This window comes from Streptomyces sp. NPDC086989 (assembly GCF_044745505.1).
Classification (GTDB): domain Bacteria; phylum Actinomycetota; class Actinomycetes; order Streptomycetales; family Streptomycetaceae; genus Streptomyces.
In genome coordinates, this window is sequence record NZ_JBIVAL010000007.1 from 142,510 (window position 1) to 168,880 (window position 26,371).

The 26,371-nt window shown below is 72.5% G+C and carries 18 protein-coding genes and 1 pseudogene; 15 read left to right on the forward strand and 4 right to left on the reverse strand.

Annotation, left to right across the window (positions count from 1 at the left end; translation table 11 throughout):
- Positions 1 to 3: 3 nt before the first annotated feature.
- The gene (locus ACIPK4_RS18730) at positions 4 to 939 is read left to right on the forward strand and encodes a serine/threonine dehydratase (protein ID WP_402313889.1); all 936 of its coding nucleotides are present in this window, start codon (positions 4 to 6) and stop codon (positions 937 to 939) included.
- 56 nt (positions 940 to 995) lie between these two features.
- On the opposite strand, the gene ACIPK4_RS18735 is transcribed toward ACIPK4_RS18730, so the two are convergent.
- Positions 996 to 1,361 (reverse strand): hypothetical protein, encoded by a 366-nt coding sequence (locus tag ACIPK4_RS18735; protein ID WP_376200971.1) that lies wholly within the window; start codon positions 1,359 to 1,361, stop codon positions 996 to 998.
- A 534-nt stretch (positions 1,362 to 1,895) separates the two neighbouring features.
- On the opposite strand from ACIPK4_RS18735, the gene ACIPK4_RS18740 reads away from it, so the two are divergent.
- From ACIPK4_RS18740 to ACIPK4_RS18775, 8 genes and pseudogenes are all read left to right on the forward strand, one after another.
- Positions 1,896 to 3,230: an ABC transporter substrate-binding protein gene (locus tag ACIPK4_RS18740; RefSeq protein ID WP_402313891.1), complete on the forward strand. Its 1,335-nt coding sequence runs from the start codon at positions 1,896 to 1,898 to the stop codon at positions 3,228 to 3,230.
- The gene (locus ACIPK4_RS18745) at positions 3,227 to 4,198 is read left to right on the forward strand and encodes a carbohydrate ABC transporter permease (RefSeq protein ID WP_402313893.1); all 972 of its coding nucleotides are present in this window, start codon (positions 3,227 to 3,229) and stop codon (positions 4,196 to 4,198) included. The genes ACIPK4_RS18740 and ACIPK4_RS18745 overlap by 4 nt, the downstream gene beginning before the upstream one ends.
- Positions 4,195 to 5,034 (forward strand): carbohydrate ABC transporter permease, encoded by an 840-nt coding sequence (locus ACIPK4_RS18750; RefSeq protein WP_402313895.1) that lies wholly within the window; start codon positions 4,195 to 4,197, stop codon positions 5,032 to 5,034. Before ACIPK4_RS18745 ends, ACIPK4_RS18750 begins: the two co-directional genes overlap by 4 nt.
- A 41-nt stretch (positions 5,035 to 5,075) precedes the next feature.
- Positions 5,076 to 8,099: an alpha-mannosidase gene (locus ACIPK4_RS18755; protein ID WP_402313897.1), complete on the forward strand. Its 3,024-nt coding sequence runs from the start codon at positions 5,076 to 5,078 to the stop codon at positions 8,097 to 8,099.
- Between the two features lie 418 nt (positions 8,100 to 8,517).
- Positions 8,518 to 10,551, forward strand: a complete 2,034-nt coding sequence (locus tag ACIPK4_RS18760) for an FAD-dependent oxidoreductase (protein ID WP_402313899.1) — start codon at positions 8,518 to 8,520, stop codon at positions 10,549 to 10,551.
- A gap of 131 nt (positions 10,552 to 10,682) precedes the next feature.
- On the forward strand, positions 10,683 to 11,096 hold the full coding sequence (locus tag ACIPK4_RS18765; protein WP_054220923.1) for a PaaI family thioesterase: 414 nt from the start codon (positions 10,683 to 10,685) through the stop codon (positions 11,094 to 11,096).
- A 5-nt stretch (positions 11,097 to 11,101) separates the two neighbouring features.
- Positions 11,102 to 12,472 (forward strand): MFS transporter, encoded by a 1,371-nt coding sequence (locus ACIPK4_RS18770; RefSeq protein WP_402313901.1) that lies wholly within the window; start codon positions 11,102 to 11,104, stop codon positions 12,470 to 12,472.
- Between the two features lie 331 nt (positions 12,473 to 12,803).
- Positions 12,804 to 13,199 (forward strand): annotated as a pseudogene (locus ACIPK4_RS18775) (SRPBCC family protein); the annotation flags it as partial.
- Between the two features lie 24 nt (positions 13,200 to 13,223).
- Here the strand turns inward: ACIPK4_RS18775 and ACIPK4_RS18780 are convergent.
- Both ACIPK4_RS18780 and ACIPK4_RS18785 read right to left on the reverse strand, forming a co-directional pair.
- Positions 13,224 to 14,780 carry an alpha/beta hydrolase gene (locus ACIPK4_RS18780; protein WP_402314388.1) on the reverse strand — a complete coding sequence of 519 codons (1,557 nt, stop codon included), beginning with the start codon at positions 14,778 to 14,780 and terminating at the stop codon, positions 13,224 to 13,226.
- Positions 14,781 to 14,983: 203 nt separating this feature from the next.
- On the reverse strand, positions 14,984 to 16,102 hold the full coding sequence (locus tag ACIPK4_RS18785; RefSeq protein ID WP_402313903.1) for a PP2C family protein-serine/threonine phosphatase: 1,119 nt from the start codon (positions 16,100 to 16,102) through the stop codon (positions 14,984 to 14,986).
- A 215-nt stretch (positions 16,103 to 16,317) separates the two neighbouring features.
- On the opposite strand from ACIPK4_RS18785, the gene ACIPK4_RS18790 reads away from it, so the two are divergent.
- The 4 genes from ACIPK4_RS18790 to ACIPK4_RS18805 all read left to right on the forward strand — a co-directional run bounded on the left by ACIPK4_RS18790 (position 16,318) and on the right by ACIPK4_RS18805 (position 21,873).
- Positions 16,318 to 18,426: a SpoIIE family protein phosphatase gene (locus tag ACIPK4_RS18790; protein ID WP_402313905.1), complete on the forward strand. Its 2,109-nt coding sequence runs from the start codon at positions 16,318 to 16,320 to the stop codon at positions 18,424 to 18,426.
- A gap of 204 nt (positions 18,427 to 18,630) precedes the next feature.
- Positions 18,631 to 19,359, forward strand: coding sequence for a DUF4142 domain-containing protein (locus tag ACIPK4_RS18795; RefSeq protein WP_402313907.1), 729 nt, complete (start codon positions 18,631 to 18,633; stop codon positions 19,357 to 19,359).
- 9 nt (positions 19,360 to 19,368) lie between these two features.
- Positions 19,369 to 20,766: a DUF1996 domain-containing protein gene (locus ACIPK4_RS18800; RefSeq protein ID WP_402313909.1), complete on the forward strand. Its 1,398-nt coding sequence runs from the start codon at positions 19,369 to 19,371 to the stop codon at positions 20,764 to 20,766.
- A gap of 150 nt (positions 20,767 to 20,916) precedes the next feature.
- A complete protein-coding gene (locus ACIPK4_RS18805) occupies positions 20,917 to 21,873 on the forward strand; it encodes an RNA polymerase sigma factor (protein WP_402313911.1) in 957 nt (318 codons plus the stop codon).
- Between the two features lie 120 nt (positions 21,874 to 21,993).
- On the opposite strand, the gene ACIPK4_RS18810 is transcribed toward ACIPK4_RS18805, so the two are convergent.
- Positions 21,994 to 23,259, reverse strand: a complete 1,266-nt coding sequence (locus tag ACIPK4_RS18810) for a PucR family transcriptional regulator (protein ID WP_402313913.1) — start codon at positions 23,257 to 23,259, stop codon at positions 21,994 to 21,996.
- 468 nt (positions 23,260 to 23,727) lie between these two features.
- On the opposite strand from ACIPK4_RS18810, the gene ACIPK4_RS18815 reads away from it, so the two are divergent.
- On the forward strand, positions 23,728 to 24,894 hold the full coding sequence (locus tag ACIPK4_RS18815) for a hypothetical protein (protein WP_402313915.1): 1,167 nt from the start codon (positions 23,728 to 23,730) through the stop codon (positions 24,892 to 24,894).
- Entirely contained in the window at positions 24,891 to 26,339 is a 1,449-nt protein-coding gene (locus tag ACIPK4_RS18820) for an NADH-ubiquinone oxidoreductase-F iron-sulfur binding region domain-containing protein (RefSeq protein WP_402313917.1), read from the forward strand. Before ACIPK4_RS18815 ends, ACIPK4_RS18820 begins: the two co-directional genes overlap by 4 nt.
- The last annotated feature ends 32 nt before the right edge of the window (positions 26,340 to 26,371 follow it).

Here is a 26,371-nt window from a genome sequence, read left to right on the forward strand (position 1 = left end):
GCCATGGAAAAGCTGCTCGACTACGCCGCCGTACGCGCCGCCGCCGGCCGGCTGTCCGGGGCGGTCCGCCCGGTCGCCGTCGCACCTGCCGCCGAAGGCGTCTGGTACGCGCTGGAGCACCTCCAGCACACCGGCTCCTTCAAGGCCCGCGGCGCCCACAACTTCCTGGCCGCCCACCGCGACGCCGCCGCCCTGCCCGCCGCGGGCGTCACCATCGCCTCCGGTGGCAACGCCGGCCTCGCCTGCGCCTGGGCGGCCCGCGCGCACTCCGTCCCCGCCACCGTGTTCCTGCCCGTCAACGCGCCCCGCGTGAAGGTGGAACGGCTGCGCGGCTACGGGGCCGACGTACGGCTCGTCGGCGAGCGGTACGCCGAAGCGCTGGCCGCGTGCGAGGAGTTCGCGGCGACGAGCGGAGCGCTGAGCAGCCACGCCTACGACCACCCGCTGATCGCCGCGGGCGCAGGGACGCTGCTGGACGAGATCCGGGCCGGGCTGCCCGGCCTGGACGCCGTGGTCGTCGCGGTCGGCGGTGGCGGGCTGTTCGCCGGTGTCGCCGCGGCGGCCCGCGAGCACGGCGTACGGGTGATCGCCGCCGAGCCGGAGAACTGCCGGGCCCTGAACGCCGCCCTGGAGGCGGGCCGGCCCGTCGACGTCACCGTGGACTCGGTCGCCGCCGACTCGCTGGGCGCCACCCGCGTCTCCGCGGCCGCGCTGGCCGCAGCCCAGGAGAAGAACGTACGGTCCGTCCTCGTCCCGGACGGGGCGATCACCGCGGCCCGGCGCGCACTGTGGGAGGAGCACCGGATCGTGGTGGAAGCGGGCGCGGCCACGGCCCTGGCGGCGCTGCGCAGCACCCCCGAGCCGCCGGGGGAGCGGGTGGCCGTCATCCTGTGCGGCGCGAACACCGACCCGGCGGACCTGACGGCCCCCGAGCACTGACGCGGACCGGCCGGCGCCGGCCCGTCCCCCGACGAACCGCCGCGGTCGCCCGGCCGTCACTTCATCGGGTACTCGGCCTTGTCCGCCAGCTTGCCGTCCTTGAAGCAGAAGCGGTACACGGTCTCGTCGCCGCCCTTGGCGTCCGCGGCCGAGATGTACCAGGAGCAGACGCTGCCCGCCGGTTCGGCCGGGCCGCCCTCCTTCAGGGCCGCCTTGATGAAGCTCTCGCCGGAGGGCATCCTGGCGCGGACCGCGTCCTCCGGGTCGCCGACGTTGACCGACCGGTAGACCTCGGGTTCGAGCATGGTCTTGCCGGCGGCGTCGACGACCTTCCCGACGCCGAAGACGAGTGCCGCGACGCCCGCGAGGCCGAGCACCAGCACCACTCCACAGCCGATCAGACAGCCCTTGCGCTGTGCCACGTCCGTTCCTCCGTACCTTGCAGATCTGTTGACACCCAGACCTTCGCAAGGTGCGGGGACCGCGCGCCGTCCTCCAAAGTCTTCGCCGCCCGCAACGATCGTCGTTGCGGGCGGCGCGTCGGTTCGTGGGTCCGTGCGTCGGTTCGCGGTCCGTGGTCCGTGGGGCCGTCCGGGCGCGTCGCGGGTGTGCCCAGCACGCGAGCACGCAACGGGCTTTTCCGGCGCAGTGGAGGTAAACCGCATTAGTACGCGGCTGTTTCAACCAGTGATAAGAAGTCAACATCTGACGCCGGAGGACGTTCGTTATGGAATCGATATCGCCGTTGGCCGGTTATTGACTAAAGCGCATCAGTGCAGGTCGGTGCGGTATTGACTGGGCGACTTCCGTCTGCCCGTCCGCCCCTTGCCGGGATGTGCCACCCACGGGTACCCGCCCATCCCGACTTCGGCCGCATTGACGCGATCGCGATGTGCGGTCAGCGTGGGCTGCGCGCTCCGGCAGCGAGGCCGGAACTCCCTCTGAAGGCGGCGACGATGACCCGTTCGAACGTGATCCGCACTGCCCTCACCACACTCGTGGCCGGCATGCTGCTCCCGGTCTGCGCCTGCGGAGTGAGCGGCGGCGCCGCAGACGTGCCGGAGGCCAGGAAGAGCGGCAAGGTGGCCGGTGAGATCACCTTCCGCACCCTCCAGCTCAAGCCCAAGTTCACGTCCTACGTCCAGGGCGTCATCGACGCCTTCGAGGAGAAGTACCCCGAGGTCAAGGTCAGATGGGAGGACGTGCCCGGCGACGGCTACAACGAGAAGCTCGTCGCCGACGCGCAGGCCGGCGCCCTCCCCGACGTGGTCAACCTCTCCACCGACTCCTTCCAGCTCCTCGGCGACCGCGGCCTGCTCGCCGACGTCGCGCGGCTCGACCCGGAGGTCGCCGGGGAGTACGTCCCCGGCTCCTGGGAGCAGTTCAAGCTCCCCGGCAAGGGCGACGGCGTGTACGCCTACCCCTGGTACGTGACCCCGGAGATCCTCACCTACAACAGGGAGCTGTTCGAGAGGTCCGGCCTAGACCCGGCGAAGCCGCCGACCACCGTCGAGCAGTTCTTCGACTACGCCGACAGGATCGCCGCCGCGTCGGGGGGCCGCTACTCCGCCTTCATGGCCGATCCCAAGGGCCGGCTGCCGGGGGACTGGCAGAAGATGGGCGTACCAATCCTGAACGAGCAGCAGGACCGGTTCGTCTTCGACACCCCCAAGGCCGTCGAGTGGGTCGAGCGGATGAAGGACCTGTACGCCAAGGGTGCCATGCCCAAGGAGTCGCTCCTCAAGTCCGACGACATCAACCAGCTCTACGGCGGCGGCAGACTCGTCTTCGGCCCCGGTTCCCCGGGCTTCGTCAAGGACATCAAGCAGAACGCGCCGCAGGTCTACGCGGGCACCCGGGTCGCCGGCGCCGTCACCGGCACGCTCGGCCACATCGGCATCTACGCCCAGTCACTCGGCGTCAAGAAGGACACCAAGCACCTCGACGCGGCCGCCGAGTTCGCCAAATGGGTCACCAACGGCCCCAACCAGGTCGAGTTCTCCAAGAACGCGACCATCTATCCGTCCAACGCCCGGGGCCTGGCCGATCCGCGCTTCGCGGACCGGGGCGACGGAAAGGACGCCGAGACGGTGGCCCGCGCGGTCGGAGCCGAGCAGCTGAAGAGCGCCGCGCTCGACGCCAACACACCGGTCCAGTGGACCAACCAGGTGGGCGACGCGGTGGTCCGCGAGATGCAGAAGGCGATCCAGGGCGACCAGGACCCGAAGACGGCCGTACGCAAGGCCCAGGAGGAGGCGAACCAGCTGCTCGCCAAGTCGGCGCGCAAATGACGCGCGTCGCGCCCGCCGCAGCCGCCCCCGGCGGCCGGACGGCCCGGCGACGCCGCCGCAGGGCCCTGGCGGCCATGGAGGCCGAGACCGGGCTGGTCCACCGCACGTGGTGGACCCCGTACCTCTTCCTCGCCCCCGGCCTGGTGATGGTGGCGCTCTTCAGCCTCTGGCCGTTCGTCAACACGGTCATCCTGTCGTTCACCGACGCCCAGATCCTGCGCGGCGGCACGTTCGTCGGCTTCGCCAACTACGCGCGGGCCTTCGCCGACCCCGACTTCTGGGTCGCGACCGGCAACAGCGTCCTCTACCTCGTGGTCGTCGTGCCGTGCCTCGTCCTCCTCCCGCTCGCCCTGGCCGTACTCGTCCAGGCGAAGGTCCCCGGGATCGGGTTCTTCCGCTCCGCCTTCTACACGCCGGTGATCGCCTCGGCCGTGGTCGTCGGCCTGATCTGGCAGTGGGTGCTGCGCAGCGACGGGCTCGTCAACACCGTGTTCCGCAAGCTGAGCATCGTCTCGGAGCCGGTCCCGTTCCTGACGGACAGCACCATGCTGCTGGTCTCCGCGATGATCGTGACCGTGTGGAAGGGCCTCGGCTACTACATGGTGTTCTACCTCGCCGCCCTCGGGAACGTGCCGCCCTCCCTCCACGAGGCCGCCGCCCTCGACGGCGCCGGCCCGGTCCGCCGCTTCTTCAGCATCACCGTCCCCCAGGTAAAGCCGATGATGCTGCTGGTCGGCACGCTCTCCGCGATCTCCGCACTGCGCGTCTTCACCGAGATCTACATCCTCGGCGGCGAGAGCGGCGGCCCCGGCGGCGGCGCCCGCACCCTGCCCTTCCTGATCCGCCAGGTCGGCCTCGGCTTCTCCGGCGAGACCGGCTACGCCTCGGCGATCTCGATCCTGCTGTTCCTGCTGACGCTGGTCTTCAGCCTGCTGGGCCGGCGCCTGTCGAAGGGGGACGAGCGGTGAGCGCCACCGCCGGGCGCGGGCGCCGGCGGATCGGGCTCGCCGCCCGGTACGCCACGCTGGTCCTGATGCTCGTCGTGATGCTCGGGCCGATCGTCTGGCAGTTCCTGACCTCGATCCGCGGCCGCACCGAGAACGTCTACGACGGCGTGCTGCCCTCGGAGCCCACCCTCGACAACTACCTCCTGGTCGCTGAGTCGTTCCCGCTGCTCCGGTACGTCGGCAACACGCTGGTGGTGGCCGTCCTCTCGATCGCCTCGAACACGCTGTTCGCGGCGATGGGCGGGTACGCCCTCTCCCGGGCCGGGTGGAAGGGCCGCAGGACCGTCTTCACGGTGCTGGTGGCCACCCTCATGTTCCCCTTCGAGTCCGTGATGATCTCGATGTTCCTGACGGTCCGCGAGATGGGCCTGGTCGACACCCTCATCGGCGTGTGGCTCCCCGGTGCGGTCTCCGTCCTCAACATCATGATCATGCGGTCGGCCTTCCTCGCCGTGCCCCGGGAGGTGGAGGAGTCCGCCGTCCTCGACGGCGCCGATGAGTGGACCCGGTTCACCCGCCTCTTCCTCCCCGCGGCCAAGGGAGCCCTGGCCGTCGTCTGCATCACCAGTTTCATGGGCGCCTGGGACGACTTCCTGTGGCCCCTGCTGGTGCTCACCGACAGCGACCACTACACCCTCCAACTGGGCCTCAAGACCCTGGCCGGCGCCACCACCACCAACGACCAGCGGATCATCGCCGCCGGTGCGATGGCGGCGCTCCTGCCGATGATGCTGCTCTTCTTCGCCCTCCAGCGTTTCTTCTTCAGGGGAGTGGGCGAGGGAGCCGTCAAGATCTGAGCCGCCCCGTCATCCGACCTCCCTCCCTTGGAGCAGCCGTCATGCACGACGACCGCAGCATCACCGAACACCGCCTGCGCCGGGTCCTCACGGAACGCATCAGGCCCGCCGTCCACTCCCGCCCGGTCCCGCTGGAGACCGGGCGCTGGGAGGCCCCGGGCGAACCCGTGCCGGTCGCCGAGGGCCTCGCGGCCCCGTACGCGCCCTGCGCGGCAGGTGAGAGCTGGGGCCCGGCCTGGGGCACCACCTGGTTCAAGGTCACCGGCACCGTCCCGGCCGAGTGGGCCGGCCGTACGGTCGAGGCGGTCCTCGACCTGGGCTTCGACCGGATGATGCCCGGATTCCAGTGCGAGGGGCTCGTCCACCGGGCCGACGGGGCCGTGGTCAAGGCGCTCAACCCGTACAACGACTGGGTGCGCGTGGCCGACTCCGCGGCCGGCGGCGAGCAGGTCGAGTGGTACGTCGAGGCGGCCTCCAACCCCGTCCTGGTCGACCACCGCGCGACGTACGAGGGCGACCGGCAGACCAGCGGCGACCAGCCCCTCTACCGGCTGGCCCGGATGGACCTCACCGTGTTCGAGACGGAGGTCTGGGAACTCGTCCAGGACCTGGAAGTCCTCCACGACCTGATGATGCAGCTCGCCGAGGGCGACGCCCGGCGCCACGAGATCCTGCGCGCCCTGGACGCGGCGCTCGACGCGGTGGACCTGGACGACGTCCCCGGCACGGCGGCCGCAGCCCGCGCGCGGCTCGCCGCGGTGCTCGCCGCCCCCGCCAACGCCTCGGCGCACCGGATCAGCGCGGTCGGCCACGCCCACATCGACTCCGCGTGGCTGTGGCCGCTGCGCGAGACGGTCCGCAAGGTCGCGCGGACCGCCTCCAACGTGGTCGGCCTGATGGACACGCACCCCGAGTTCGTCTTCGCCATGTCGCAGGCGCAGCAGCTGGACTGGATCAAGACGCACCGGCCCGAGCTGTTCGAGCGGGTCAAGAAGAAGGTCGCGGACGGGCAGTTCGTGCCGGTCGGCGGCATGTGGGTGGAGTCCGACACCAACATGGTCGGCGGCGAGGCGATGGTCCGCCAGTTCCTGTACGGGAAGAAGTTCTTCCTCGACGAGTTCGGCATCGACACCCACAACGTGTGGCTCCCCGACTCCTTCGGGTACACCGCGGCGATGCCGCAGATCGTGAGGCTCTCCGGCTCCCACTGGTTCCTGACGCAGAAGATCTCCTGGTCGCAGGTGAACGCCTTCCCGCACCACACCTTCTGGTGGGAGGGCATCGACGGCACGCGCGTCTTCACGCACTTCCCGCCCGTCGACACCTACAACAGCGATCTCGGCGGTGCGCAGCTCGCGCACGCAGCCCGCAACTACCGCGAGAAGGGCCGGGGTTCGCGCTCACTCGTCCCCTTCGGCTGGGGCGACGGCGGCGGCGGTCCCACCCGCGAGCACCTGGCCCGCGCCCGGCGCCAGCGCGATCTCGAAGGCTCCCCGCGCGTCGAGATCGAGCGCCCCGACGCGTTCTTCGAGAAGGCGCACGCCGAGTACCCGGACGCGCCCGTCTGGGCCGGCGAGCTGTACCTGGAGCTGCACCGCGGAACCTACACCTCTCAGGCCAAGACCAAGCAGGGCAACCGGCACAGCGAATCGCTGCTGCGGGAGGCCGAGCTGTGGGCGGCCACCGCCGCGGTCCGGGTGCCGGGGTTCAGGTACCCGTACGAGGACCTGGAGCGGATCTGGAAGACGGTGCTGCTCCACCAGTTCCACGACATCCTGCCCGGATCGTCCATCGCCTGGGTGCACCGCGAGGCGCGCGCGACGTACGCACGGGTGGGCGAGGAGCTGCGCGGGATCACCCTGGCCGCGCAGCTGGCCCTGGCCGGGGAGGGCACCACCGAGCTCGTCTTCAACTGCGCCCCGCACGCCCGGCGCGGCATCCCCGCGGGCGGCGCGGGCGTGCCGCAGGGGGCGGGGCAGCAGGTCACCGTGGAGGAGCGGCACGGCGGCGGGTACGTCCTGGCCAACGGGCGGCTGCTGGTGGAGGTGGACGGGCGCGGGCTGATCGTGTCGGCCTACGACCTGGAGGCCCGCCGTGAGGCGGTGGCGCCGGGGCAGGCCGCGAACCTGCTCCAGATCCACCCCGACTTCCCGAACATGTGGGACGCCTGGGACGTCGACGCCTTCTACCGCAACAAGGTCACCGACCTGGTGCAGGCGGACGCCCTGGAGGTGGCCGAGGCCGGCCCGGACGTGGTGACGGTCCGCGTCTCGCGCTCCTTCGGCCGCTCGTCGGCGGTCCAGTCGATCACCCTGCGGGCGGGCGCCACGACGGTGGACATGGTGACGGAGGTGGACTGGCACGAGACGGAGAAGTTCCTGAAGGCCGCCTTCCCGCTGGACGTGAAGGCCGAACGGTCCGCGTCGGAGACCCAGTTCGGGCACGTGTACCGGGCGACCCACACCAACACCTCTTGGGAGGCCGCCAAGTTCGAGATCTGTGCGCACCGGTGGATCCACGTCGAGGAGCCCGGGTGGGGGACCGCGCTCCTCAACGACTCCACGTACGGCCACGACGTGACCCGCGACATGCGGCCGGACGGCGGGCAGACCACCACGGTCCGGCTCTCCCTCCTCCGGGCCCCGCGCTATCCGGACCCGGAGACCGACCAGGGCTCCCACACCCTGCGGTTCTCGCTGGCGCCGGGTGCGCAGATCGCGGACGCGGTCCGCGAGGGCCACGCGCTCAACCTGCCGGAACGTCTGGTCTCCGGCGCGGGCCCGGTCGCCCCGCTGGTCGCGGTGGACGAGGACGCGGTCGTCGTCGAAGCGGTCAAGCTCGCCGAGGACCGCAGCGGCGACGTGATCGTCCGCCTCTACGAGTCCCGCGGCGGCCGCGCCACGGCCACCCTCACCGCCGGCTTCCCCTTCTCGGCGGCGTCCGAGACCGACCTCCTGGAACGCCCCCTGTCCCCGACGGCGGTCGGCGCCCCGTCCCCGGCCGGCACGCTCCCCCTGACCCTGCGCCCGTTCCAGATCGCAACGGTCCGCCTGCACCGGGCCTGACCCCCGGCCCGCCGCGGGCGGTGGCTGCGCCGCCACCGCCGCCGCCCCGGCCTCCGGGCGGCGGCGGTGGTTGCGGTGCCCGGCGGCCACGACGGTCCGCAGCGGGGCCGGCGCCCCGGGCGCCCGGTCTCCCGCGTTCGGCCACCGCGGGCAGGAGGGCCAGCGGGTCGCCGTCCGGGGGGCCGGAGACCCCGCACTTCACCGCCACCATGTGCCGAGTGGTCATCCGGCAGACGCGACCAGGTGGCCTCGGGGCCCGGGCCGCCCGTGAACTGCGCCACAGGGGGAGGCCGCCGGGAGGCCCGGGCCCCGGGATTCCCGGCCGGAGTGCCCCCGGCCCGGTTATGCACCTAGTTGCAAAACCTCCCCCCGCTCGCTAGAACAGGTCCATCACCCCCGCGCGAGGAGGCACACCCCGATGAGTCCGCAGAGTTCCCAGAGCCGGTACCCGCACCTGCTGAGCCCCCTGGACCTCGGCTTCACCACCCTGCCGAACCGCGTGATCATGGGCTCGATGCACACCGGCCTGGAGGAGCACGCGGGCGGTTTCGAGCGCCTCGCCGCCTTCTACGCCGAGCGCGCCCGCGGTGGCGCCGGCCTGATCGTCACCGGCGGCATCGCCCCCAACGACGCCGGCCGGCCCTTCGAGGGCGGCTCCCGCCTCACCACCGAGGAAGAGGCCGCCGAGCACCGGGTGATCACCGAGGCCGTGCACGCCGAGGGCGGGAAGATCGCGATGCAGATCCTCCACTTCGGCCGTTACGCCTACCACAAGGACCTGGTCGCGCCCAGCGCGATCCAGGCCCCCATCAGCCCCTTCGTTCCGAACGAGCTGACGGACATCGAGGTCGAGCGCACCGTCGAGGACTTCGTCCGCGCCGCCCGCCTCGCCAAGCTCGCCGGGTACGACGGCGTCGAGATCATGGGCTCCGAGGGCTACCTCGTCAACGAGTTCATCGCCGCCGCCACCAACAAGCGCACCGACCGCTGGGGCGGCGCGTACGAGAACCGCGTGCGCTTCCCGCTGGAGATCGTCCGCCGCACCCGCGCCGCCGTAGGCGAGGACTTCATCCTCATCTACCGCCTCTCGATGCTCGACCTGATCCCCGGCGGCTCCACCCTCGACGAGGTCGTCCACCTCGCCAAGGAGATCGAGGCGGCCGGCGCCACCATCATCAACACCGGCATCGGCTGGCACGAGGCCCGCATCCCCACCATCGCCACGTCCGTCCCGCGCGGCGCCTACACCTGGGTCACCAAGCGGCTGATGGGCGCGGTCTCGGTCCCCCTCGTCACCAGCAACCGCATCAACACCCCGGAGATCGCCGAGGAGCTGCTCGCCGACGGCCGCGCCGACCTGGTCTCGCTGGCCCGCCCCTTCCTCGCCGACGCCGACTTCGTCGCCAAGGCCGCCGCCGGCCGCTCGGAGACCATCAACACCTGCATCGGCTGCAACCAGGCCTGCCTCGACCACACCTTCAGCGGCAAGATCACCAGCTGCCTGGTCAACCCGCGCGCCTGCCACGAGACCGAACTCGTGCTCTCGCCCACGCAGCTGAAGAAGCGCGTCGCCGTCGTCGGGGCCGGCCCGGCCGGACTCGCCTGCGCCGTCTCCGCCGCCGAACGCGGCCACACCGTCACCCTCTTCGAGGCCTCGGGCCACATCGGCGGACAGCTCGACATCGCCCGCCGCATCCCGGGCAAGGAGGAGTTCGAGGAGACCATCCGCTACTTCGGCACCCAGCTCGAGGCCCGCGCCGTCGACGTCCGCCTGAACACCCGCGCCGACGTCGAGACCCTCCAGGGCTACGACGAGGTCGTCGTCGCCACCGGCGTCACCCCCCGGACCCCCGACATCGAGGGCGTCGACCACGCCAACGTCGTCAGCTACCTCGACGTCCTGCGCGACGGCGCCCCCGTCGGCGAGCGCGTCGCCGTCGTCGGCGCCGGCGGCATCGGCTTCGACGTCGCCGAGTTCCTCACCGACAGCGGCGAGGGGGCCTCCCAGGACCCCGAGACGTACTTCCGCCACTGGGGTGTCGACACCGCGTACGCCGGCCCCGGCGGGCTCACCGCCCCCGAGCGGCCCGCGCCGCCGCGCCGGGTCCACCTCCTCCAGCGCAAGACCACCAAGGTCGGCGCCGGCCTCGGCACCACCACCGGCTGGATCCACCGCGCGGAGCTCAAGCACCGCGGTGTCGTCTCCGTCGCGGGTGCCACGTACGACCGGATCGACGACGAGGGCCTGCACATCACCGTCGGCGGCGAGCAGCGGCTCGTCCCCGCCGACACGGTGGTGCTCTGCACCGGCCAGGAGCCGCGCCGCGACCTGTACGAGGCCCTGCTCGCGGCCGGCGCCCGGCCGCACCTGATCGGCGGCGCGGACGTGGCCGCCGAGCTGGACGCCAAGCGGGCGATCCGCCAGGGCACGGAGCTGGCGGCGACGCTCTGACCCGCAGCGCGCACCGACGGGACCGGCCGGTCCGGCGGGTCGTCGCCGGCCCGCCGTCCCGCCCGGAGCGCGTACTGCCCTGACGGATCAATGGTGTTGTGCGGCCCGGGGCGGGCCGCCACAATCTCCGGGTGACCCTGACACCCGCAGACGCAGACAAGATCCTCGCCGACAACTTCGCCCCCTGGGTGCTCGCCCTCGGGCTGACCGTCCAGGAGACCGGCGAGCGGCACGCCGTACTGCGGCTGCCCTGGTCCGAGGCGCTGGCCAGGGACGGCGGCGGCCTCTGCGGGCAGGCCCTGATGGCCGCCGCGGACACCGCCACCGTCATCGCGGTCTCCGCCGCGCGCGGGGCGTACGGCCCGATGACCACCGTCCAGCAGTCGACCAGCTTCCAACGGCCGGTGCTCGGCGCGGACGTGCTGATCGGGGTCCGGGTGACCAAGCTCGGCAAGCGGATGGCCTTCGCCGACGTCACCATGACCCCCGAGGGCGCGACGGAGCCGGCCGCCACGGCCTCGACCGTCTACGCCCTGCTGGGCTGAGCGGGGTGGCGGCCCCCCGCCCCTCGCTCTGGCGCAACCGGGACTTCAACGTCTTCTGGCTGGGCCAGACGCTGTCCGTCCTCGGCGGATCGATCACCTTGCTCGCGATGCCCCTGCTGGTCTTCGAAGCCACCGGGTCCGTCGTCCAGATGGGGCTGATCACGGTCGTCACCGGTGTCACCGGCATCGCGACCGGGATGTTCGCCGGACACGTGGTGGACCGGACGGACCGGCGCCGGCTGATGATCGCCTGCGATCTCGTACGGGCGCTGCTGCTGGGCGCGGTGCCCCTCATCTGGCTGGCCGGGCCGCGCATCTGGGTGCTGTACGTACTGACGGCGGTGGCCACCGCGCTGAAGACGCTGTTCGACGTGGCGTACGTGACGGCGGTGCCCGGGCTGGTGCCCGCCGAGGACCTGACCGCCGCCAACGGGCGGCTGATGGGCACCTTCGCCGTCGGGACCCTGTGCGGGCCCGCGGCGGCCGGGTTCATCGCCGCCGGGGTGGGCGCGGACTGGGCCCTCGGTGTGGACGGCGCGACCTTCCTGGTCTCGGCCCTCAGCCTGCGCTGGGTGACCTTCGGGCGGCACGGCGACCCGGAGCCGTCCGCCGCGGAGCCGTCCGCCGCGGGGCCGTCCGCCGGGGGGCCGTCCGCCGGGGGGCCGCGTGCCGCCGGGCCCGGGCGCTCCGGGGCCGCCGGGCTGCGGGAGGTGTTCGTGGTGGGCTTCCGGTTCCTGTGGACCCACCCCCTGCTGCGCCCGCTGACCGTCCTGCTCACGCTCCTGACCTTCGTCACCATGGGCGCAACCGACCTCCTGGTGTACCGGATCCGGCACGAACTCGGCCAGGACGCGGCCACCGTCGGCTACGTCATCGCCGCGAGCGGCCTGGGCGTCGTCGGCGCGGCCTTCGCCGCCGGGCCGCTGCGCCGGTCCTTCGGGTTCGGGTCCTGCTGGCTGGGCTCGGTCGTCCTGATCGGCGTGGCCGTGGCGGGCACCGGCGTCAGCCGCAGCCTGCCGGTGATCGGCGTACTGGCCGCCGTGTGCATGTTCGGGATGACCCTGGGCGGGGTCTGCTCGATGACCCTGCGCCAGGAGGTGACCCCCGATCGCCTGCTCGGCCGGGTCACCTCCGCCTTCTGGACCGTGCACAACGCCTCGGGACCGGTGGGCGCGGCCGCCCTCACCGTCCTGGCCGACCGTCACGGGGTCCCCGCGGTCAGTGTGGCCGCCGGGGTGTTCTGCCTGCTCATCGTCGGGGCGGGGCTGCTGACCCCGCTGCGCGGAAGCCGGATCGCCGCCACCCCGCCCCGCGCCGCCGTGGCCGGCTCCCCGGCCCGTGGTCCGGCCGGCGCCCGGCACCCCAGGAGCCCGTGACGCCGGCCCGCGCGGCCGGTGCGCACGGTGCGGCCCCGCCGTCCGCGCGCGCACCCGGGGCCGGCCTGCGATCATGGCTCGGGGGACGGCGTACGGAGGAGTGGCAGCCATGTCCGGACAGTTCGAGGCGACCGTGGAGATCGACCGGCCCCTAGGCCCTGTCGTCAAACTGCCGTCTGCCCCGCGACGCCTGGCACGCGCTCTCGCCGCACCGGGCGAAAGCCAAGTACGTCCAGTACGCGGTCTTCCGCCCGGCGCGCCGAGAGCACGCACCAGACGCCGCGAGGCCGCCCTCCGGGCGACGACGGGAGTTTGACGACAGGGCCTAGGGGAGGTCTTCGCCTATCTGGCCGACGGGCGCAACGACCCGCAGTTCAGCCCCCGGGTCCAGGAGATCACCCGGACGCCCGACGGCCCGACCGGTGTGGGCACGGTCTTCCGCAGCACGGTGAAGGACGCCGGGATGAAGACCGGCCGCGAGTTCCGCATCACCGCCTTCGAACCGCCGCGGCTGATCCGCTGGACGGAGCAGAGCAAGAACCTCGTCACCGCGGAGGGCGGGTACGACTTCGAGGCCCTCCCCGGCGACCGCACCCGGGTCCGCATCTTCAACACGCTGGAAGGACACGGGCTCGGGAAACTGCTCGTGGGCTTCGCGGTGAGCGCGGCCCGCAAGGACGCGCCGGACTTCGGCCGCCGCATCAAGGCCGCCGTCGAGGCGTCCTGAGCGGCGGCCGGAGCCGGTGCGGGGTCAGAACCTCCCGTCGGTGAGGCCCGGGAAGCGCTGCGGCGACTGCGGGGCGATCTCGGCCCGGTGCTCGGCGGCGCCCGGCGCCGTCGTGCACGTCACGTCGGCGGCAGGCAGCCTGCCCGTCGTCAGGTAGGAGCTGACCGGCGCGTTGGCGCAGGAGTTCGGGTCGGCCAGGTACACGCCGTGGCCCTCGCCGCCCTGCGCGAGGACCATCCGCGAACCCCGCAGTGCCTTGTGCAGGCCCTGGCCGCTGACCAGCGGGGTCTGGGAGTCCCACTCGTTCTGCACGGTCAGGACGTCGGTCCTCGTCTTCATCGCCGTCGGGGGCTCGACCGGCCGCTGCCAGTAGGCGCACGGCTTGATGTTCGAGGCGAAGTCCCCGTACAGCGGGTACGCGATCTTGTCCCTGGCGGCCTCCCGCGCGTACTGCTCGGGGTAGCGCGGCCATTCGGTGTCCCCGCACACCACGGCCAGGAACACGGCGGTGCCGTTGTCCGACGCCGGTTCGGCGGCGGCCGGTTTGAGCAGCTGTAGCTGGGGCGGGGTCAGCTTGACGGGCTTCCCGTCGGCCGCGTCCTTGAGCGCCTTGACGAGGGGCGCCGCCTGCGAGGGGGAGAAGAACACCGCCCGCGCGGTGCGGATGTCATCGCCGGTGAGCTTCGTGCCCTCGAACTCGATCGGCTCCCGGTCGGCCCGGGCCACGAGGTCCCAGAAGGTCCTGGAGACGGCGTCGGGGGTGGCGCCGAGCCCGTACTCGGCCGAGCGCTCGGCCGTCCACTGCGTCCACCGCCTGAACGCGGGCTCCGCCTCCGTGGCCCACACCTGGATCATGCCCCGCCAGATGCGCTGCGGGTCCACGCCGCTGTCCAGCACGATGCGGTCGCTGCGCTCGGGGAACATCTGGGTGTACACCGCGCCGAGATAGGTGCCGTACGAGTAGCCGACGTACGAGATCTTCTTCTCGCCCAGCGCGGCACGGATCGCGTCCATGTCGCGTGCGGTGTTGCGGGTGGTGACGAACGGCAGTACCGGGCCCGCCTTCTCCCGGCACTTGTCCGCGACGGTGCGCGCCCAGGCCACGTCCGCCGGGAACGTCTCCTCCCTGTACGGCCGGTTGATGTTCTGCTCGGTGTCCGTCAGACCGCAGGTGATCGGGGTGGAGGCGCCCACGCCGCGCGGGTCGAAGCCGATGAGGTCGTACTGGTCGCGTACGTCCTTGGGCATCACCTCATCCATCATCAGCGGGAGATCGAGCCCCGAACCGCCCGGACCGCCCGGGTTGAGCAGCATGGCGCCGTGCCGCCGGGCCGGGTTCCCGCTCTTCATCCGCGATATCGCGAGGTCGATCGTGCGTCCCCGGGGGCGCCGGTAGTCGAGCGGGACCTTGATCGTGGCGCATTCGTAGGCGGCGGGCCGGTCCGCACTGCACCGCTGCCACGCGGGCTTCTGCGGGGTGTACTCGGCGGCCGGGGCGGCGGAGGCCCCGGTCGCGGAGAGAAGGGGGACGGTGCCGGCGATCAGCCCGGCGACGGCGAGCATCGGTGCGAGGCGTTTCATGTTCACGAAGAGCCATTTCCTTCCGTGAATGCAATGGCCTCACCACCCTGTTGTACGAGGGCCCCGGGCGAATCATCCCGGAGGGCCGGACCGTATGCTCCTCACGAACGAGCTCAGATCCGGACAACTGGCCGACACGCAGGCGGCATTGCCGGCGCAAGCGCGCCGAGGGCGCGGGGCGCGGGTCCCGCGGGCCCCGCGGGTCAGGGGCGACCGGTGACGCGTTCGATGGCGACCATCGCCGCGTCGTCGCCGAGACTGCCGCCCGGGGAATGGGCCAGCAGGTCCGCGCGCAGGTGCCGCAGCAGGGCGTCCGGGCCGTCATCCGGCCAGTCGGCGGCGCGCTCCGGCAGGGGGTAGAAGGCGCCCTCGGCGTCCCGGGCCTCGATGACCCCGTCCGTGTACAGCAGGATCACGTCGCCCGGCTCGAAGGAGAAGGACTGCGGGGCGAAGCCGGTGTCCACGAACTGCGTCAGGCCAAGGGGTGGCGCCGGGTGGTCCACCTCGAGGGGGACCACCCGGCCGCCGCGCAGCAGCAGGGGCGGCGGATGGCCGCAGCTGATGAGCCGTACGGTCATCTCCTGGTCGGGGATGTCGACCACCGCGGCCGTCGTGAACGCCTCGCCGGGTTCGCCGGACGCCTCGCCCGTGCCGTCCGGGTCGGCCGCCACGGCGGCCTCCAGGTGGGCGACCAGCGTCGGCAGGTCCGCCTCCTGGTGGGCGGCGGCCCGGAACGCGCCGAGCACCAGGGCGGCGTCCCCGACCGCCTCCAGGCCCTTGCCGCGGACGTCGCCGATGATCAGCCGGGTGCCGTGCCGGGTGCGGGTGGCGGCGTACAGGTCCCCGCCGATCTGGGCCTCGGCCTCCGCGGCCAGGTAGACGGAGGCCAGGCGCAGCGGTCCCATCCGGTCGCGCAGCGGCCGCAGGACCACCTCCTGCGCGGCCTCGGCGACGGAGCGCAGCTGGACCAGCTGTTTCTCGTGGACCTCGCGCAGGTGTGCGAAGAAGGTGACGAAGGCCGAGATCAGCACCAGGGCGATGATCTGGAAGGTGTGGTTCAGATCGGTGGCGGTGGTCCGTGTCACGGCCACCGCCACCTGGGCCAGCACGGCCACCGCGCCCACGAACCCCGTCATCCGGGGCCCGGCGAAGGAGGCGGTGATCGCCGGGGCCGCGACCAGGAACGGACCCAGGTGGACATCGGGCGGCGCCAGGACGTCGACCACCGTGACGACCGCGATCAGCGCGAAGGGAACCGCCGGCAGCGGCAGGCGCGGCTCGCCGACGTGGCGATGGCTCGGATGCGGCGGCCGGTGGTCCATGACTCCTGAATACACCGCGCTCCTTGTTCCTGCGCTCCCGGAAACGGCGGCGCGAGCGCCCCCCGGTCCGTCGTACGGCCGTATCGGCGGGCGGCTGCGCTGCCGGTCCGGGGGAGTGGAGGGAGGATGGGAGACGCCCCGGGCGGACCGGGGCGTGGAGACCGAGCGGGCCGATGTACCGCCCTTGCGGCAGTGGACGGGAAGGAGCGCCCGGCATGAATACGGCGGACGCCTCTCCGGCCGGTGCCGAGCCGGCGCGCCCCGGCCCCTCCGTCGACCCCGCCACCGGCCCCGGGCTGCTCGACGTGCTCGGTGTCGCGGCGGTCGTCCTCGACGCGGAGGGGCGGATCGCGCTCTGGAGCCCGCAGGCCGAGGAACTGTTCGGGTACACCGCAGGCGAGGCGCTCGGCCGGTTCGCGGCGAAGCTGCTCGTCGACGAACGGAACCTGGACACGGTGCTCGCCCTGTTCGAGAGGGTGATGTCGGGCGGCGGCTCGTGGGCCGGGACGTTCCCCGTACGGCACAAGGACGGCAGCACCCGGTCGGCGGAGTTCCGCAACATGCGGCTGGAGGACAGCCAGGGACGGCTCTACGCACTCGGCATCGCCTCCGACCAGGCCACCCTGCGGCGCGTGGAACGCGACCTGGCGCTGTCGATGCGTCTGGTCGCGCAGTCCCCGATCGGCCTGGCCGTCCTGGACCCCGAGCTCCGCTACGTCCTGGTCAACCCTGCCCTGGAACGGATCAACGGGATCTCCGCCGCCCGGCACGTCGGCCGCCGCGTCCACGAGGTGCTGCCCCGTTTGGACGCCGCGTCCATCGAGACCGCCATGCGCGAGGTCATGTCCACCGGCCGCCCCCAGCTGAACCGGTTCACCACCGGCCGTACGCCCGCCGACCCAGAAAGGGACCACGCCTATTCGGTCTCCCTCTACCGGCTCGACGACCCGGCCGGGCAGCCCCTGGGGATCGCCGCCTCCGTCGTCGACGTCACCGAACAGCACAAGACCTCGATGGCCGTCGCCCTGGCCCGGCAGCGGCTCGCCCTGATCGCCGACGCCTCCGTACGCATCGGCACCACCCTCGACCTCTGGGTCACGGCGCGCGAACTCGGCGACATCGCCGTCCCGCAGCTCGCCGACCTGGCCACCATCGACGTCCTCGACGCCATCCTCACGGGTGACCACCCGCCCGGGGGCCCGACGGACGAGACCGTGCGCTTCCGCGCCCTCGCCGTCAAGGCGGCGCGCCCCACGCCCGCCACCCTCGCGGCCGACCCGGTCGGCTCGATCGCCCGCTACGACGCGACCCGGGTCGTCACCCAGTGCGTGCAGTCCGCCCGTCCCGTGCTCGTGGCGCACGTGACCGCGGAGGAGATGGGCAGCGTCGCCCGCGACGCCACCGCCGCCACCCTTCTCGCCGAGGCCGGACTCCACTCCTACCTCGCGGTGCCGCTGATCGCCCGAGGCGAGGTCATCGGTGCCATGGGTCTCCAACGCACCGACAACCCGCTGCCGTTCGACCAGGACGACATCCTGCTCGCCAGTGAACTGGCGGCCCGCGCCGCCGTCTGCATCGACAACGCCCGCTGGTACCAGAAGCAGCGCCACGCCGCCCTCACCCTCCAGCGCCACCTGCTGCCCCACCAGCCCACCCCCACCCCCGGCCTGGAGATCGCCTACCGGTACCAGCCCGCCGCGGCGGCCGGCGAGGTCGGGGGAGACTGGTTCGACGTCATCCCGCTGCCGAACGACAAGACCGCCCTCGTCGTCGGGGACGTCATGGGCAGCGGCATCAACGCCGCCGCCACCATGGGTCAACTGCGCACCGCCGCCCGGACCCTGGCGGAACTCGACCTCGACCCGGCGGCCGTCCTGACCCGGCTGGACCACACCACCACCGGGCTCGGGCACACCATGGCCACCTGCGTGATCGCCGTCTACGACCCGCACCGCAACCAGTGCCGCATCGCGACCGCCGGCCACCTGCCCCCCGTACGGACGCGCCCGGGCCGGCCGCCCGAGCTCCTGGACCTGCCGACCGGCGCGCCGCTGGGGGTCGGCGGAGTGCCCTTCGAGGCCACCGCCCTGGACCTGGACGTCGGCGACCAGCTCGTCCTGTACACCGACGGGCTCGTCGAAACCCGCGACGAGGACATCGACGTCCGCCTGCAGGTGCTCACCGCACTGCTGGGCGACCCGGAGCGGCCGCTCGAGGAGACCTGCGACCTGCTGCTGGGCGAACTGCGCCAGCCCGACGACCGTGACGACGTGGCCCTGCTCATAGCCAGGACCCGGCCCGTGCCCGAGACACCGCGCCGGTAGCGCCCGCGCACGGTACCAGCCTTTCGAGGCGTTGCCCGGATGTTTGTCCATTCGTGATGGTCCTTCCGAACGGGCACCACAACTGGCACTAGCGTCCCGTGGCACCCGGGGAGCGCGGGTGCACTGGACACGGGCAACTGCCGGAGCAACGACCGGAGCCCGTGCCGGCGCAGCCCCTCCCGGTCCACGCAGCAAGGAGGAACAGTGCTGGGAATCCGTCGGTCGGCCGTCGGCAGCATGTCGGTGGCATCGCGACACGTGATGGCGACGGGCGTCGTCATCGGCGCTCTCGCCTTCACCCTGATCGCGTTGCTCATTCCCGTGCAGAAGTTCGGCGGGAGGAGCGCCGCGGCCGCCACCGCTCCGGCGGCGCCCGAGGACGACGGCGCCGGAATCCAGAGCACGGCCTTCGGGCCGCTCACCCCCCAGGACCGGGACTTCGTCCGCAAGGTGCGCCTGGCCGGCCTGTGGGAGCTGCCCGCAGGACGGCAGGCCCAGCAGCGCAGCACCCGACCCGCGATCCGCACGGCCGGGGAGCACCTCGTCGACGGCCACACCGAACTGGACCGCAGGGTCACGGAGGTGGCCCAGGCCCTCGGCATGGAGATCCCGAGCCAGCCCAGCGCTCAGCAGCAGGAGTGGCTCGACCAGATGGACCGGGCCCAAGGCCCCCAGTACGAAAGGCTGTTCGTCCAGCTGCTGCGCAGGGCGCACGGCAAGGTGTTCGCGCTGGTGGCCCAGATCCGCGCCCAGACGCGCAACTCCATGGTCCGCCAGCTCGCCACGGACGCCAACAACACCGTCCTGGACCACATCACGGTCCTCGAGGCCAGCGGGCTCGTCGACTTCGACGGCCTCGCGGACACCCCGTCGGGTACCCCCTCCGCGCCTGCCCCGGCCGCCTCTTCCCCCGTTTCCCGACCGACGAAGTGAAGTGATCGTATGAGCCAAAAGGGCCACAAACGCCGACTGCGGCCGAAGCACAAGGTCCTCGCCCTGATGTCCGTCCTGGCTCTGGGCGGCGGTGGCGTCGTGATCGTCGAACAGGGCGCGTTCGCCGGGCAGGACGGCCGTTCGGCACCCGTGACCGCCACCATCGACTGTCCGGACGTGGGCGACAAGCTCAGCAACGTCCCCGACCAGGCCCGCGTCCAGGTGGACGCGAAGCTCGCCCAGCTGGACACCCAGGTCGCCGACGCCTACCAGCAGCTGTCCTCGGGCAAGGCCAAGGACAAGGCCCTGCTCGGCGGGCTGAAGCAGCAGCGCGACCAGACCATCACCGGCATCACCGACACCCTCGGCAAGGCGGGCCAGAAGCCCGCCGGGCTCGACAAGCTCAGCACCTGCGTGATGAAGGAGGCGGCCGCCGCCAACCCGGCGGACGAGCCGGCCCCCGCGAACGCCGCCCAGGGTGCCCAGGGCGCCGCCGCGCAGCAGAACCAGCAGCAGGCGGCCAAGGGCGGCCCGGCGCGCAGCGACTTCGTCGCCATCGGCAACGTGAAGCCCAACGTGCGCAAGCCCGCGGCCCGCGGCGGCGCCTCCACCGGATCCTTCGCCGTCCAGTGCGGGCGCAACGAGAACAACCACTTCAATCCGGACAACGTCATCGTCGCGCCCGGTGTGAGCAACGGCGCCCACCACATGCACGACTACGTCGGCAACAAGACCACCGACGCCTTCTCCACCAACAACAGCCTCGCCCAGTCCGGGACCACCTGCACCAACGGCGACCAGTCGGCGTACTACTGGCCGGTGCTGCGACTGCGCGACGGCAAGGCGGAGAAGGACGCCAAGGCTCCCGGCGGCGGCCAGGACGCGAACGTCGGCACGATCCTGAAGCCGAAGCAGGTGACCATCGAGTTCAAGGGCAGCCCCGTCAGCAAGGTCACCGCGATGCCCCGCTTCATGCGGATCATCACCGGCGACGCCAAGGCCCTGACCAACGGCAACGCGAACGCGAACGCGTCCTGGAGCTGCACCGGCTTCGAGAACCGCCAGCTGAAGGACAAGTACCCGGTGTGCCCCAAGGGCAGCGACGTCGTACGGACGTTCAACTTCCAGAGCTGCTGGGACGGCAAGAACATCGACAGCGCCAACCACCGCACCCACGTCGCCTTCGCCGACGCCAACGGCAACTGCAAGAAGGGCTTCAAGGCCATCCCGCAGCTCGTGCAGCGGATCGTCTACAGCGTGCCGCCGGGTTCCCGGTTCGCCGTGGACAGCTTCCCCGAGCAGCTGCACAAGCCGGTGACCGACCACGGAGACTTCATCAACGTCATGTCGAACGGCCTGATGGCCGGCGCGGTGCGCTGCATCAACGACGGGCGCGCCTGCCGCTGAGACCCTCGGGCCGACGCTCCCCCTCCCACCTCCCAGCGTCGCCCCGAGAGCGGTGCCGGTCCGAAGCCGACTTCGGACCGGCACCGCGTTCTGCATGTACCACCAGTCCCAAGGGGCCCGCGGGGCCCTGAGACCCACACGAGGAGTGCCATGTCCGGCTCTCGTCACACCACACCCGGCCCGCGAGGCGGGCCGGATCCCGACGCGGATCCCGACGCGGATCCCGAACCCGGACCGGATCCCGGACCGGATCCCGGACCGGATCCCGGACCGGATCCCGGACCGGATCCCGGACCGGATCCCGGACCGGATCCCGGTCCCGACCCGGGGCCCGACCCCGGTCCCGATCCTTCGGACGGGAACCTGATCCGGCGGCTCAGGGCGGCCTACGCGGCGGGCGGCGGCGATCCGGCCGTCTGCGAGTACCTCTACCGGCGGCACCGTGCCGCCGCTTTTGCATGTGCGCGCCGTTGTTGCCGGGGCCCGCACGACGCCGAGGACCTCGTCTCGGAGGCGTTCATCCGCACCCTCCAGGCCGTCCGCTCCGGCGCCGGGCCCCGGGACGAGTGGCGCCCGTACCTCCTGGCGGTGGTCCGCCACACGGCGGTCGAGTGGCGGGCCGGCGCCCGCCGGACCGTTCTGACGCCCGATGTCGAAGCCTGGTGCCGGCCCGGTCCCGACGGGGACGATCCGCAGCGCCGGCTGCTGGCGGGCGAGGACCGCCGGCTGATCGCCAGCTCGTTCCAGGGCCTGCCCGAACGCTGGAAGGCCGTCCTCTGGCACACCCTGGTCGAGGACGACTGCCCCCACTCCGTCCCGCTGCTGCTCGGAATCACCCCGAGCGCCGTGACCTCGCTGGCCTTCCGGGCCCGCGAGGGACTGCGCGAGGCGTACCTGCGCGCCCACCTGGACACGGCCGCCGACGACCGGTGCCGCCACTACGGCAGTGTGCTCGGGGCGGCGGTCCGGCGTCGCGGGGCTCCCCGCGGCCGCGGTCTCGCCCGGCATCTGGCGGGGTGCCGCTCCTGTTCCCGTGCGTACGCCGAACTGCTGGACCTCAACGCCGCGTTGCGGGCCGGAGCGTCCGCGGTCCCCGTCGGCCGGTAGCACGCGGCGGCCCCGGTCCATCCCCCCGCTCCGTCTGGGCGGGGAGGGGACCGGGGCCGCTTCCGTATGTATGGGGGAGGGGGAGGGGTAGGGGGGCCGGGGGGCCTGCGGGGCCGGGGGTTACAGGCCGTTCACGCGGGCCATGCGGCCCACGCCGAGCGGCCGGAAGTCATTGGCGGCGGCGCGCACCTTGCGGGTCACCCGCGCGTTCTGGCGGCGCACCTGGGCCATCAGGCGGCGGCTGCGCAGGGCCATTTCGAGTTCGAAGCGGGTACGGGGGTCCCGCAGGCCGGGGCCGAAGAGCTTCTCCAGCTGCCGCATGCGGTAGCGCACGGTCTGGGGGTGCACACTCAGCGCCTTTGCGGCCTCGGGTGCGCCCCCGCCTTCGAGCCAGGCCAGAAGGGTCACTTCGAGCCTTTCGCTCTGGCGCGGTGTCAGGTTGGCCAGGGGTCGCAGCCAGCGTGCGGCCAGTGCGTGAGCCAGGGGCTCGTCCTGGAGCAGCATGAGGGTCGACAGGTGGTCGTCGACGAAGAGGGCCCGGGCTTCCAGGCCGGGGCGGTTGGGGGTCAGGGACAGCAGCCGCAGGGCCCATCGCAGTGAGGAGGCGGTGTCGCGGGGGGCGACGGGGTGGCCCACGGCGGCGAACCGTCCGCGGAGCAGGGCTTCGAGGGAGGTGCGGGTCTCCGGGTCGGGGTTCGGGACCAGCAGGCAGGGCTGGCCTCCGACCATGCCGGCGAGTCCGTCGTCCAGGACGGCCGCCAGCTGCTGGGTCTCGCCCGGCGTGGCCAGGGCGATGGCGCGTATCTCGGCCGGGAGGGGCCAGCCGGCCGCCGCGGCGAGTTCGGAGAGGGCGATTTCAGCCATGGGCATGTCACTCGTAAGAGCGGAGAACAGCTCGCGCCGGGCCCTCTCGGAGCGTGTCCCGAGTCCCTCCCGGGGGACCACCGTCAGGGCGGCCAACTGCCTGCGGCGGGGGTCCCGGAGCCGGGGCGGGCCCCGGTGCTCTTCCTCCTCTTCTTCCGTCTCGGCCGCGTAGGCGTGGTCCTCCTCCTCGGCCGCGTAGTCGTCCTCGTCCTCCTCCCCTTCCTCTTCCGGGTGGTCCTGCTCGTCCCTGAGGGGGGCGGGGTCGGGTCCGGGATGCGGGTCCGCGGCCTTGGCCTGCTTCTGCGGCGCGGGCTCGCGGTACCCGAGGGCGGTCAGCAGGGCCACTTCGAGCCGCTGTCTGACCACCTCCTCGTCAAGGTCGTCGACCAGGGCGGAGAACCCGGGGAGCTCCTCCCTCAGCTCCTCCACCATTCCCGCGCTCAGCGCGGGCAGTTCCCTTCGCAGGACCCGGGTCCATTCGCCTCGGGGACGGGCCCAGATGCGGTTCAGAAGTTCGCACATTGTTACCTCGTTCATGCCGGGGTACGGCCTGCCACGTGGGAGGGTGACAAGCCTGTCGAGGCCGCGCTCCTCCCCCCTCTGCGCCTGTGCGGACGGGGGAGTCGAGCACCTCGTACACCCTCCAGGAGAGTGCCATCCACTTGCAGTCCCGCGACTTTGCCTCAACTTTGCCGTCGGGGAGGTGTGGTGGCGGACAAAGCGTCTCGGGGGTGCCACCGCACCGGTTGGAAGGGAATCTTCCGCGGACCTCCGGTGTGACGATGCCACGCGCACCAGAACTTGTCACGATTAGATAAATACTGTGGAGGCCTTGCGAACCTCCACGATGCTTCTGCACTCCGGCCCCCGCTCCCGGTCGGGTGAGATCAGAGACCTCATCTCCCGCCCCCCGCGGAGCAGTTCCGTCGACTACCCCGGGCGCCGAGTGCGCGGTGGAGTGCCTCGGGCCTGGGCGTATGGGAGAACTAAATGCCCCTGTACCAAGCCCGTACGCCCCGCTCACACCGGGCCAACCGCACCAGACGCCATGCCGGCGTCGCCGCTGCCGCGGCCGCAGGCCGGCGGGCGGTCCGCAGGCCGCCCCTGCTGGCCCCCGCGGGAGGCGTACGTCCCGCCACGCTCGTCGTGGCCGCCCTCACGGCCCTGCTCTTCCTGGCCGTGGCGGCCTGGGTGGGCGCCTTCAGCCACTTTGCGGAGTTCCTCGACTTCGGGGCGGGCGTCCTCTCGCTCGTCTGCCTCACCTCCGCCGTCCTGTGGGGCCTCGCGGCCACGGACCGTAAGGTGCTGACCTCCGGGTACCGGCTCGTCGCCCAGGGCGCGCACCGCGGCCTGGCCGTCGCGGGACTGGGCTTCCTCGCCCTGCACATATGGATCAAGGTCACGGAGGCGCACACCAGTGCCTCCGCCGCGCTCCTGCCGTTCACCGACCGGGACAAGCCGGTCCTCATAGGCCTGGGCACGATCGCCGGATACCTCTTCGTCTCCGTGGCGGTCTCCGGTGCGGTCCGCAGCGCCTTCGCCACCAAGGGGCGCTCCCTGTGGTGGCGCGCCCTGCACGTGGGCGCCTATCCCGCGTGGGGTGCCTCCCTGGTGCACGGACTGAAGTCCGGCCGGGCCGCCAACGACTGGGTGACGGTGTCGTACGCGCTCTGCCTGATCGGGGTCGCCGGCCTGCTGGCCATCCGCCTCCGGGCCAGGCTCCTGGCGGCGCCCGCCCGCCCGGTGGCCGCCGCTCAGGCGTCCGCCCCCCAGACGAAGCCCGGACCCAGGAACGCGCAGCAGCGGTTCCTGCGGCAGCCCGCCGAGTGGGCCGCCGAACGGCTGACGACGCGTCTGGCGCGCCAGACGGGCCGCCGCTCCGCCGGACAGCAGCCCGGCCCGGTCGCCGCCCCCGCGGCGACCGGCTTCGTACCGTCGCCCCGGCAGGCCCTGGAGCCCACGACCGAGGTCCTCCCGCCGTACGGCGGGCCGACGTACGCGCCGTCCTACGCGCCGTCGTACGGCGCCGAGACGTATGGCGCCGAGGCGTACGGCACCGGCTCGTACGAGACGGTGGTCATCCCCAGCGGCATCGGGGCCGGACCCGGCACGGACCGGTTCGGTGGGTCGTTCGACGGGATGCGGGGACGTCAGTGACCTCGATCGTCGATCCCGCCCTCGGGTGCGTCGGCCAGCCCCGGCTGCTGGCCGGACTCGACGTGCTGCCGAGGCTCGACCGTGCCAACCACCTGGTGGTGCACGGTCCGATGCCGCAGTACAACCAGGACGAACTCGTGGAGCTCGCCGAGGGCATCGACCTGAAGGGCCGCGGGGGAGCGGGTTTTCCGTTCGCCCGCAAGCTCAAGGCGGTGATCCGCTCCGCCCGGACCAAGGAGGGGCGCAGCGCCGTCGTGGTGAACGGCACCGAGGGCGAGCCGAGCTGCCTCAAGGACGCCGCCGTGCTGCTGCACTCCCCGCACCTGGTGCTCGACGGCGCCCTGCTGGCGGCCGACGCGATCGGCGCCGAGGAGGTCGCCATCGGCGTGACCAGGGACGACGTGGAGCAGTCCGTGCGGGCCGCCGTCGCCGAGCGCGGCGCGGCCGGCAGCCGCGTGCGCGTCGGCAGGCTTCCCGAGCGCTTCGTCAGCGGAGAGGGGACCTCCCTCGTGAACGGCCTCAACGGGGGGGCCGCCGTCCCGAACGGGCAGAAGGTCCGGACCAGTGAACGAGGACTGAGCGGGCTGCCGACCCTGCTGTCCAACACCGAGACGTACGCACAGCTCGCCGTCGCGGCCCGGCTCGGCGTGGCGGGATTCCGCTCGGTCGGCCTGGAGAGCGAGCCGGGCACCGTCATGCTGACGATCAGCGGTTCGACGGTCGTGGAGGCGCCGCTCGGGACGTCCCTGGCATACGTGCTGGAACTGTGCGGCTCCTCCCCCGGCCAGGGCGTCCTGGTCGGGGGGTACCACGGCAAATGGCTGACGCCGGCGGCGGCGCGGACGGCACTGCTCTCCCGCGAATCCCTGACGGCGTACAAGGCGACGCTCGGGGCGGGCGCGATCCTGCCGCTGCCCGAGGACACCTGCCCGGCGGGCGAAGTGGCCCGCGTGATGCGCTGGATGGCGGACGAGACCGCCGGCCAGTGCGGCCCCTGCGTGCGGGGCCTGCCCTCGCTCGCCGACGCCGTGGACGCCCTGGTGGCCGGGGGAGGCCGGGCCGCCCTGGAGGCGGTGGAGGCGCGGATGCGGGGCGTGCTGCGCCGCGGTGCGTGCAGTCATCCCGACGGCACCTCGGCCTTCATGGCCTCCGCGCTCGCCGTCTTCCCCGAGGAGATGCGCGACCACGCCCTCGGCAGCGGATGCGGCCGCCGTGTGCTCGGGGCGCTGCCCCTGCCCGCGGACGAGAACCCCGAAAAGCTCGTCGTGGACTGGACGCTGTGCAAGGGCCACGGGCTGTGCGTGGACGTGCTGCCGGACGTGGTGCGGCTGGACCGGGACGGCTATCCGGCCGAGGCCGTCATGTCGGTCCCCGGGAGGCTGCGACCGAAGGCGCTCCGCGCCGTACGGCGCTGCCCCGCGCTCGCGCTGCGCATTCAGGAATGAGCCCGCGGTAAGCGGCTGCCGGCAACGGAGTT